Raw genomic sequence first — 10,435 nt, 5'->3', positions numbered from 1 at the left:
CTTTGAGGACAGGCCCTAGGGGTGCACGAGGGTCTTGCCGAGCGGGCGGGTCGCGAGGTGGGAACGGATGGTCTCGGGGAGCGCGGTCAGCGGGATCTCCTCGGTGATCATCCGCTCCACCGGCAGCGCGGACGGGTCCAGCTCGACGAGGGCGCGGATCGCGGCGCCGAAGTCGTCCTGGACGGTGCCGTAGCTCCCGCCGACGCGCACCGGTTTGCCGTCCCAGGACGCTTCCACGACCAGCTCGCCCCGGCGCACGCCGTCGAGGTCGCAGTCCAGTCCTGGCAACGCGTCTCCGGGCGCGGTCCCGCCGTAGAGCAGGACGAGGCCGCCGGGGACGACCGTGCGCAGGGCTTCGCGCAGCACTTCGGGCAGCACGAAACTCGTTGCCACGATCGCGATGTCCACGCCCTCGGACGGCATCCCGTCGATCGGGCCGACGGGGGCGGCCAGTACCTCGCGGGACCGAAGGAAGTCCGTGCGGTCCCGACTGCGGTTGCCCAGGGTGACCTCGGCGCCCAGCGCGTGCGCGAGCCCGGCGATCAGCGCGCCCGCCGTGCCCGCACCGAGGACTCCGACACGTTGCGCCGCAAGGTCTTCGCCGGTGTGCCGGGCGGCTGAGCCGAGGCAGTGCTGCGCGCAGGCCAACGGCTCGGTGAAGACCAGGCGGCGCGCGTCGACGTCGGCGGGCACCACGGGAAGCGCCGCCCGCAGGCGATCCGCCGAACCGGCCGCCCACATCACGTCGGCGAAGCCGGTCCCCCGCTCCAGCGGCACGTTCGGGTCGAGCGTGACGCGGTCGCCGGGCGTGAGTCCATCCACAGTGGACTCCTCGATGACGCCGACCAGCTCGTGCCCGAACTGGCTGACGCCGTGCCGGTTGCCCGCCACCTCCTTGAGGTCCGACCGGCACAGCCCGGCCAGCTCCACACGCACCCGGACCGCGTGTTCCCCCTTGGGGCGCAACGGTTCTGAGTGCACGAGAGCCGGACCGTCCGGTCCGAGGTCGACCCTCACGACACCATGTCCAGGGCCTCGCCGAAGCGGTCGGCGATGAGGTGGGCGTCCTCCGGCGAGAGCACGAGCGGCGGGCGCAGCTCGATGACGTTGCCGAGGCCGTGCTCGGAGACGCGGGTGATCGCGCCGCGCTCGTGCAGCGCGCGCTGGAACTCGTGCGTCTTCTTGGTGGCCTTACCGCCGTCGGGCTCGACCAGCTCGACGCCGAGCATCAGCCCGACTCCGCGCACGTCGCCGATCACCGGGTTGTCCTTCTGGAGGTCGAGCAGCCGGTCCTTGAGGACCTTGCCCGAGGCTCGGACGTTCTCCAGGAATCCCGGTCGCTGCACGATTTCCAGGGTCTTCACGGCCGCCGCCGAGGACAGCGTGTGGCCGCCGTAGGTGAAGCCGTGCAGCGAGCGGTCGAAGTTCGCCATCCGCTCCTCGGTGAGGATCGCCGCGAGCGGGAGACCGCTGCCCGTCAGTCCTTTCGAGACGGTCATCATGTGCGGCTGGACGCCGAAGTGGTCGGCGGCGAACATCTCGCCGGTGCGGCCGAAGGAGGTCTGGTTCTCGTCGAAGATCAGGATGATGTCCCGTTCCTCGCAGAAGGCCACCAGGTCCTCGAAGTAGCCCGGCGGCGGGACGATGTTGCCACCCACCCCGCTGATCGGCTCGATCAGCACGCACGCGACGCTGCCGGAGCTGGCGTAGGTGATGAAATCCGCGATCCGGTCGACGCACAACTTGGCGCAGCTGTCGGGTTCCTGCGCGTAGAAGCAGCGGTAGCAGTACGCGTCGGGCACGTGCGTGACGCCGGGGAACTGGTACGGGAACGGGGCGCGCATGCGGCTGCTGCCGTTGAAGCTGGTCGCCGCCATGGACTGGCCGACCTGGCCGCGGAACGGCACGATCACGTCGCGCTTGCCCGTCTGGAGCTGGGCGATCTTGATCGCGCCCTCGTTCGCCGTCGAGCCGCCGGAGCTGCGCAGGTTCACCCGGGTCAGGTTCGCCGGGCTGATCTTGACCAGCTCCTGCATCACCACGTTGGTCGGCTCGGTCTGGAACGAGGAGCTGGCGAACACCAAGCTCTCCGTCTGCTCCCGCACCGCCGCCATCACCTCGGGGTGGTTGTGCCCCAGGATCAGGTTGAACGTGCCGGAAACGCAGTCCAGGTACTCGCGGCCGTCGCTGTCCCACGACCGCACACCCTCGCCGCGGACGAGCTTCGCGTCGCCGATCGCGTACTGCGCTACCTGGTGCGGGTCACTCATCGCGAGCCTCGTGATCAGCTGTCAGCCCGTCGAGCTGCATGCGCACCCAGGCTTCCAGGGTCCACGGCTCGGCGACCTCACGGCGGCGCTTGGCTGCCGTCTCGCGCTCCTCCTCCGGCGCGGTCAGACCGTCCACAATGGCCTGTGCCTGCTCGACGAGGTCGAACGGGTTCACCGTGCTGCACACGGGCGCGAGCACCTCGGCCGCCCCGCACATCTCGGACAGGATCACCGGGGCGTTGCGGGTGTTGACCAGCGGCGCCTCGAAGGTGCTCAGGTTCTGACCGTCCACAGTGGAGTTGAACATGAGCAGGTCGGCGCGCTGGAAGCACGCGACGCTGTGGTCGACCTCGTTGTCGCAGTGCGTGAGCACGGTGTCGGGACCCAGCTCCGCGTTGGCCTCCGCGACGGCGGCCTCCACGCGGCGCACGTACTCCGCGTTGGCCTCGACGTAGAGCCGGTTGGGGTTCATCCGCACCAGCATCTTCACGCCGCGCAGCCGCTCGTCGGACTTCACCGCGAGCACGAACGCCCGCACGGCGCGCTCGGCGTTCTTCATCGGGTCGGTCCGTCCACTGTGGACGACGAGCTGGCCGTCACCGGCCCACTCCGCGATGCCCTCCGGCAGCCGGGGGTTGCGGCCGTGCAGCGTCAACGGGCTGTAGCCCAAGGGCATCGTGCGCACGCGGCAGCGCCGACCGCGCCAGTGCACGACACCGGCCTCGCGGTCGACCTTCGCCTCGGGCAGCAGATCCGCGACGCAGTCGAGGAAGTTGCGGGTCCAGCGGTCGGCGAAGAAGCCGATCGTGGTCGCGGGCAACATGCCTTCGAGCAGGCCGACGCGCACGTCCTTCGGCAGGATGCGCCAGTAGTCCGGCGAGGGCCACGGGATGTGCACGAACAGCAGCACCGGCGCGTCCGGGCGCTGCGCGCGCAGCTTCGCGGGCACGCCGACCAGCTGGTAGTCGTGCACCAGGTACACCGGGTCGTCCACGCCCGCCGAGCTCTTCAGCATGGCGTCGGCGAAGTCGTCGGTGAACTCGCCGAAGCGGCGCAGCGCCTCGTAGGTCTCGGCGCCGAAGGTCGGGTTCGTCCAGCGGTCCCAGCCGTAGTTGTTGGCCGCCCACAACAGTTCCGCCGTCAGGAAGTTCTGCACGACGTCGAAGGTCGTGCGGTCGTGCTGGATCAACCGGACGGTGATGTCACGGCCGGAGTGCAGGCTCAGCGTAAGGCCGTCGGGGTTCTCCTGCGCGGCCCTGCGGTCGTCGTCGGTGTCCGCGCTGGCGATCCAGGACACGTTCAGCACCCCGGCCTGCTCCGCGACCACGTTGCCCGTGCCCCCGGGTGCCAGCCACGGCCGCAGCTCCCCCGTCTCCGGGTCCGGCGCGTAGGTGACGGCGGCCCGCTTGCTGGCCAGGAACAGATGGGTCACTGCGATTCCTCCCCTGTTGCAATGAGTTTGCTGCTGGCCTCGAAGACGTCGACGGGTTCGAGTCCCTTCAGGTCCTCGATACCAGCCGCGCGGTCGCTGTGCAGGCAGGCGTTGCGCGGGCGGCACGCGTAGGCGGTGCTGCTCTGCGGCGCGGCGCTGACCAGGTCGGGGTCCACGCCGTAGCCGGTGGCGATGTGCCTGGCCCACTCGACCCTGGTCAGCCTGCGCGGACCGCCGAGGTGCACGACGCCGGTGTGCTCGGAGCCCAGCAGCGCGGCCGTCCACGCGGCGACGTCGTTGACGAGCACCGGGCTGTTCCAGTGATCACCCGGCACCGCGACCGGTTGTCCCGCACCGAGTTTCTGCGCGCAGGTGGTGAAGAAGTTCGGCCGCAATCCGGCTCGGTCCCAGCCGTAGACCAGGCTGACGCGCAGCGCGATCGCGTTCCCGGTGGCCAGCAACGTGTCCTCGGCGGCGAGCTTCACCCGGCCGTAGACGTTGGCGGGCTCGGTCGGCTCGGACTCCGCGCAGCTGTCCTTGACGCCGGGGAAGACGTTGTCGGTGGAGATCATCAGCGCGCGCCGCCCACCGAGCGCGTCCGCCAGGTGTTCCGCCCCGCCCTGGTGCGCGGCCATGGCCTGCCCGGGATTGGCCTCGCACCAGGTGATGTCGGACGGACCGTGCACCGTGACCACGGAGTCCGGCCGGGCCTGCGCGAGCGCGGCGCGGATGGACTCCGGCTCGGCGACGTCCAGCGGCAGCCAGTCCAGCTCCTGCGCCTCGGGCGTCGCGGGACGGCGCCGCGAGCTGAGCACGGCGGTGTGCCCGAGCGCGCGCAGGCGCTGGCCGACGTGCCCCGCGAGGTAGCCCGCCCCCACGATCAGAACGCGTTCCACAGTTCCTCCCCAGTCACGTGGCGCGTGCCGGTGTCGGCAGCAGCCGCAGCGCCGCCGCTCCGGCCATGACGACGAGGCCGAACATCGCCACGACCGTCAGGACTACCGGAAGACCGAGCCATCCCGCCAGTGTGCCCACGAGCGGTGGGCTCGACAGGAATCCCGCGTAGCCGATGGTCGTGACCAGCGAGATCGCCTTGGAGCGCTGGTCGTTCGCGACCGCGCGGCCCACCGCGCCCATGAGCGTCGGCACCACCGGCGCGAGCCCGATGCCCGCGACCGCGAAGCCGATCAGCGTCGTCGCCGGGTTCCACGCCGCGGCGCCGACCACCATGCCGGCCAGCCCGAGCGCTCCGCCCGCGACGACCAGCACGCGGTCACCGAGCGCCGCGCCCCGCCACTGCGCCAGCAAACGCCCAGCGGAGAGGCCCGCCATGTACGCGGCGGGGGCGAAGCTGGCCAGCAGCGGCCCCGCGGCCAGCTCGGTCTCCATGTGGATCGCGCCCCACTGCTCGACGGCGTTCTCCATCAGCAGCACGGTCGCGGCGACCGCCCCGACCACCACCAGCGGCACGTAGAACCGTCTGGGACTGGATTCCGCATTGGTGCTTTCGGACTTGTCGACCCACCCGTTCGGGTCGATCGCCATGACCGCGCTCAGCGCGACCAGGACGGCGATCACCGCCAGCACGGCCAGCGCGGACGCGCCGAGCTGTCGTGCGAGTCCCACGCACGGGGCGGCCACGACCATCGCCATCGGTGTCGCGGCGTGGACCTTGTTGAACAGCCGCTCGCCGTCCCTGGCCTCGCGCGCGGCCATCGTGGCGTTCAGCGCGACCTCGATCGCCCCGCTCGCCGCGCCGACGACCAGCAGCGACGCGGCGAAGGTGAGGTAGGAGCCGGAAAGGCCGACCAGCAGGACCCCGAGCGCGAAGACTCCGGTCACCACCGGCAGCGTGTGCTGGGCGAGGCGTTGCGCGAGTCTGCCGGTGAGCACCATCGCCGGCACCGCGGCGACGGGGACGGCGAACAGCGCCAGCCCCAGCTGCTGATCGGTCAGCGCGAGGTCCGCCTTGATCTCCGGGATGAGCGCGGCCCAGCCGCCCCAGAACAGGCCCCAACTCGCAGCCACAGCGAGGAGTCCGAAGACCCCGCTTCCTTGCCGCACAAGCGCTCCAGTCCTGCTCAATCCCGCCCCTGGGGACGGGATGTGATCCAGCTCGCCCAACGATACTGCGCAAACGTCGGCGGACCGCCCGCCGCTCCTCCGGTAGCGTGGTTCTGTCGGTGATCGGCGTGTCTCGGGGGTGCGGTGGCGTACTGGGCGATCGACGCGGGCGGCAGCAGCACGACCGCCTTGCTGGACAACGGGACCCGCTGGCGGCGGGGTTCGGTGAACCCGGCTTCGGTCGGCGCGCGGGCCGCCGACGACGACCTGCGGGAGCTGTTCCGGGCGATCCGCGCGGCGTCCGGCGATCGGATGACAACCGGATGGCTGGCAACGGCCACCGTGGACGCCAACGCCCCCGGTCGCGAGCTGGAGCGGCTGACCAGGCTCGCCCGCGACGCCGGGCTCGGCGGGACGATGGTGATCTCCCGTGACGTGCTCCCGCTGCTGGTGGCGCCGCCGCTGCGCGGGCGCGGAGTGGCCGTGGTCTGCGGTACCGGGTCCGGGTTCATCGCTTCCGACGGAGTACGCGAGCCCGTCTCGGTGGGCGGGTGCGAGTACCTCGGCAGCGATGAGGGAAGTGCTTTCGCCATGGGCCTTTCCGGGCTGCGGGCAGGTGTCCGGGCCACCGACGGGCGCGGTCCGGCCACGGCGCTGAGCACCGCGCTCGGTGGCGGTTCGGTTCAGGACCTCGCGCGCTCGCTCGCGGCCGAGCCGTTCCCCAAATCCACTGTTGCCGCATTGTCTTCCGCGGTCTGCCGGTGTTGGCTGGAGGGAGACGCGGTCGCGGGCGAGATCGTGACCGGGGCTCTCACCGACATGGTCGACGCGGTGCGCGCGGCACGGGACCGCGCGGGACTCAGTGGCTCGTGGTCGGCGACGCTGACCGGTGGCGTGTTCCAGGGATGTCCTGAGTACGCAAGGGAACTGAGTGCCCGTTTGGTCGGGGAACTGGGTTCGGCGGAGCCGACCCTGGTCACCGATCCGACCGCGATGGTGCTGGCGGCGTTGCGGGAGCTTCCCGTGCTCCCGCCGTCGCTGAACGGCTGGGCGTGGACGCGGACTCTGGGAGGGAACGGCTGATGGCGCACGGACCGATCCGGCTCGGCCTGTGCTTGGCGGCGTTCGCGCCGGCCGGGCTCGACGGTGCGCTGCGCGCCGCCGGACAGGCCGGTGTGGACGTGGTGGACCTGCCCGCCGACAGCACGTTCAAGCTCGTCGACGCGCAGCGGCTGGACGACCCCGAGCACCACGCGGAACTGCGTACCGCCCTTGCGGCCGCGCACATCCGCGTCGGCTGCGTGAGCAACAGCAGGGACACCCAGCTCGTGCTCGGCCCGCACGGCCCGCACACCGATCCCGTGCTCGCGGGCACCGCCGAGGAGAAGCGCGAATACGGCACACGCGCCGCGCTCGGCACCGTGCGACTCGCGGCCGGGCTCGGCGCGCCGTTGGTGCGGCTGATGCTCGGCGTTCCCGACCTCGGCCGGTGGTTGTCGTGGTGGGGCAGCGATGTGAGTTGGTCCGACAACGTCGAGGCGTGGTGCTCCGCGGCCAAGCCCGCGTTGGAGCTGGCCGCGGAACTCGGTGTCCGCGTTGTGGTTGAGCCACATCCGAAGCAGGTGGCCTACGACCCGGCGAGCGCTCGCGCGTTGCTCGCGGCGGCCGAGGGCGTCGGGCTCTGCGTCGATCCCGCGAACCTCGCGGCGGTCGGGCACGATCCGGTGAACGCCGTGCGCGGGTGGGGAAGCGATCTGGCCGCCGTGCACGCCAAGGACCTTCAGGTGTGGCAGGAGCCGTTCGAGCCGCGCGGGTCCGGGTGGTCGCGCTACGGCCCGGGTCCGGCGATTCGCTTCCGTGCCTTGGGTTCCGGCTCGCTGCCGTGGCCGGAGATCGTGGCGGCGCTGCTCGACGAGGACTACCGGGGAGTGATCTACGTGGAGCACGAGGACGCTCTGCTGCCCACCGATCAGGGGGCGGCGAACTCGCTCGCGGCGCTGCGCAGGCTGCTGCCCTCGGCCAGCGCTCAGGGGAGGACGTGGTGATGCTCGACGGTGTGCGCGCCGGGTTGCTCGCGGGTGGGCTCGGGGAGCGGATGGGACCGCTGACCTCGCGGGTGTGCAAACCCCTCGTGCCGTACGCGGCTTCGTGCCGCCTGGTCGACTTCAGCATGGTCAACTCCGTGCGCTCCGGCATCCCCGAGGTGGTGCTGCTGTCGCTGCACCGCGAGGCCGATCTGGTCCGGCACCTCGTGCGGCACTGGGATTCCACGCCGACCCGTGTCCACTTCGGACCGCACGACTCGTTCGTCAGGACCTCCGACTTCGACCTGCTGCCGGAGCGCCCCGCCGAGCGCGGCACCGCCGACGCGCTGCTGTCCAACGCCGAGTACCTCTTCGCACCGGGTGCTTCGGATGTGCTTGTGCAGCACGCTGATCACGTCTACCTCTTCGACTACGCGCCCATGGTGGCCGCGCACCGCGCTTCCGGCGCGCACTGCACGATCGGCGTGCAGCGCATCGAGCTGAAGTACGTCAAGCTGTTCGGCATGGTCGACGTCGACTCCGACCTGCGCGTGCGCGCGCTCGTGGAGAAGCCGCAGAACCCGACCTCCGACCTGATCTTCACCGCGTTCTGCCTGTTCCGCGTCGACGCGCTCCAGGAAGTGCTCGCTTCCCTCGTCGCGCGCGGCGAGGACGGCTGGCAGCACGACATCAGCCGCGACGTGCTCCCGGAGATGATCCGTCAGGGCCGTCCGGTCTCGGCGTTCCCGATCGAGGGCTACTGGGCGGACATCGGCACTGTCGACCGCTACCACTCCGAGCAGCTGAAGCTGTTGTCCGGCGCCATGGACCCGTCACTGCTGCCCCGCACGCTGTCCTCGTCGGCCCCTGCGATTCTGTCCGATGTGGACAGTCTCTCCGGCGCTCCGATCCCGCCCGGCGCGGTGGTCGAGTCCAGCGTCCTGCACCCCGGCTGCGTGATCGAGCCCGGCGCGAAGGTCCTGCGTTCCGTGGTGCTGCCCGGCGCCGTCGTGCCCGCCGGTGTCACCGTCCGCGACTCCCTCGTCCTGGAGAACGAGCACCTGCGCTCCGACCGCGACGGTCTCACCTTCTGACGTTTCGGCTGGGGCACAAGCGTTCGTGCTCAGCTGCTGATCTCCTAGAAGGGTGCGGGTTCGGCGATGGGTTCGGGCGCGGTTTCGTAGGTGTGGCCCCTGGGGGTGGTCCAGGTGTGGGTGCCGTCCTCGCCGTTGGCGCACTGCCAGTTGGTGTGGGTCTTCATGCGGTGGTGACGCCTGCATTTGGGTCGCAGGTTCGTGATCGTGGTGTTGGACCCGTTGTAGGGGCGGCAGTGGTCGTAGTCGCAGCGGTGGGCGGGTTGTCTGCATCCGATGGCGGTGCAGGTCGGGTATCTCGCGGCGATGAGTTCGCGTTGTTTGGCGGTGGGGCGGTAGACGTCGCTGATCTCTTCAGCCATGCCCGTGACCGGGTCGGTGAGGATGCGCTTCCAGACACCACCGGCGGCGATGTCCCTCGCCAAGGGTGCGGGGAGGGGGCCGTAGCCGGTGAGCATCCCAGGATCGTCAGTCAAACCGAGGGCTGAGGTGACCGGCATCGTCAAGTACACCACCGTCTGCCCCTGCGGCGCCGGGGTTTCCTTGCCGTGCAACAGGTCACGGGCAACGTCGGAGCGCTTCTGATCCAGCGTGCGATCGTCTTTGGGCAAGGCCTTAGCGATGCGATCGACGCGGTCGTAGGACAGGGCGGCGTCGTGGGCGGTCATGGTCAAGCGCAGGGAGGACATACCGTCTTCGAGGTTGAACTTCTCCACCAGGCGGGCTTTGTGCTTCTCCGCGTGACGGCGTTCGGCGGCTTTGGGGTCGAGACGGTGGATGAACCGGACACCGTACTGGCGGGTCGCGGAGTAGGTGTTGGTCGCTGCGTGAGTGACCAAGGCCTGCTCGACGATCGCCGCCTGGGTTACGGGGAGGGTACGCAACAGGTCCAGGATCATGAGTGACTTGCCCTGGTCGATTCGGCCTTCGGCCATCGCCTTGAAGACCACGTGGCGCTCCACCAACTCCACCGCGCTATCGATCAGTCGCGTGGCCTTGACAGGCGACACCTTCAGCACCGGAGCGATGAAGTTATCGGCAAACTCACGATCACGAGAATCCAAACCCGCGAGGTAGTCGACCAGCGTCGCGGAGAACGTCGCGACAGATTCAGAGATAGCCGCGTACGCCGCTTTTACGTCAGCTTCGTCCATACCTTCTATTCTACGCCGATTAAATAGTCGATCATGGCCCTAAAGAATGAAATCCCAGGCGCCCACCACACCGAAAACGCAAACCCCCACGAAACGGAACACGCGGCTGGAACGGTCGGCTTTACCTGGGGTGCGCGTGCCATACGCTCGCGCGAGGGCCGGGTGTTCTATCCCGTGCCCCTGAAAGGCCCAGGGGCACGCGCAAGGGGCCCCCAGGTCAAGCCGACCCCACGCTGGAACCAGCGCGCCCCAAACGCCAGCCCACTCAAGAACCAGCGACTGAAACCAACTCCCCCGCAGAAATGAACGACGTGTGCGTCCCGGCGGACCGCACAGCGTGCGCTCCCGCCAATGCCCCGGCCCGAGCACACGCCTCCCACCCCCACCCCTCCAAGAA

Annotated in this window: 9 protein-coding genes; 3 read left to right on the top strand and 6 right to left on the bottom strand. The window is 70.1% G+C overall.

What is annotated here, in order from left to right; genetic code table 11:
- Positions 1-15: 15 nt before the first annotated feature.
- From CCN37_RS34940 to CCN37_RS34920, 5 genes are read right to left on the bottom strand one after another with little or no spacing between them, the layout of a single operon-like run.
- The gene (locus CCN37_RS34940) at positions 16-1,017 is read right to left on the bottom strand and encodes an alcohol dehydrogenase catalytic domain-containing protein (protein WP_086829284.1); all 1,002 of its coding nucleotides are present in this window, start codon (positions 1,015-1,017) and stop codon (positions 16-18) included.
- A complete protein-coding gene (locus CCN37_RS34935) occupies positions 1,014-2,270 on the bottom strand; it encodes an aspartate aminotransferase family protein (RefSeq protein WP_086829282.1) in 1,257 nt (418 codons plus the stop codon). Before CCN37_RS34935 ends, CCN37_RS34940 begins: the two co-directional genes overlap by 4 nt.
- On the bottom strand, positions 2,263-3,702 hold the full coding sequence (locus CCN37_RS34930; protein ID WP_210408343.1) for a trehalose-6-phosphate synthase: 1,440 nt from the start codon (positions 3,700-3,702) through the stop codon (positions 2,263-2,265). The genes CCN37_RS34935 and CCN37_RS34930 overlap by 8 nt, the downstream gene beginning before the upstream one ends.
- Entirely contained in the window at positions 3,699-4,598 is a 900-nt protein-coding gene (locus tag CCN37_RS34925; RefSeq protein ID WP_086829278.1) for a sugar nucleotide-binding protein, read from the bottom strand. Before CCN37_RS34925 ends, CCN37_RS34930 begins: the two co-directional genes overlap by 4 nt.
- Before the next feature lie 13 nt (positions 4,599-4,611).
- Positions 4,612-5,730, bottom strand: coding sequence for an MFS transporter (locus CCN37_RS34920; RefSeq protein ID WP_086829275.1), 1,119 nt, complete (start codon positions 5,728-5,730; stop codon positions 4,612-4,614).
- 180 nt (positions 5,731-5,910) lie between these two features.
- Between CCN37_RS34920 and CCN37_RS34915 the strand changes: the two genes are divergently transcribed.
- The 3 genes from CCN37_RS34915 to CCN37_RS34905 are packed head-to-tail and all read left to right on the top strand — an operon-like array spanning position 5,911 to position 8,884.
- Positions 5,911-6,849 (top strand): BadF/BadG/BcrA/BcrD ATPase family protein, encoded by a 939-nt coding sequence (locus CCN37_RS34915; protein ID WP_086829273.1) that lies wholly within the window; start codon positions 5,911-5,913, stop codon positions 6,847-6,849.
- On the top strand, positions 6,849-7,811 hold the full coding sequence (locus tag CCN37_RS34910; RefSeq protein WP_086829271.1) for a sugar phosphate isomerase/epimerase: 963 nt from the start codon (positions 6,849-6,851) through the stop codon (positions 7,809-7,811). Before CCN37_RS34915 ends, CCN37_RS34910 begins: the two co-directional genes overlap by 1 nt.
- Entirely contained in the window at positions 7,811-8,884 is a 1,074-nt protein-coding gene (locus tag CCN37_RS34905) for a sugar phosphate nucleotidyltransferase (RefSeq protein WP_086829286.1), read from the top strand. The genes CCN37_RS34910 and CCN37_RS34905 overlap by 1 nt, the downstream gene beginning before the upstream one ends.
- 44 nt (positions 8,885-8,928) lie before the next feature.
- Here CCN37_RS34905 and CCN37_RS34900 read toward each other — a convergent pair whose 3' ends face one another.
- Complete coding sequence (locus CCN37_RS34900; protein WP_086829269.1) at positions 8,929-10,038, bottom strand: HNH endonuclease signature motif containing protein; 1,110 nt, start codon at positions 10,036-10,038, stop codon at positions 8,929-8,931.
- Positions 10,039-10,435 lie beyond the last annotated feature (397 nt).

The organism is Allokutzneria sp. NRRL B-24872 (assembly GCF_002155965.1).
Lineage (GTDB): Bacteria > Actinomycetota > Actinomycetes > Mycobacteriales > Pseudonocardiaceae > Allokutzneria.
Note: the sequence above shows the minus strand (reverse complement) of the source record. Positions and strands in the feature narration are given on the sequence as shown.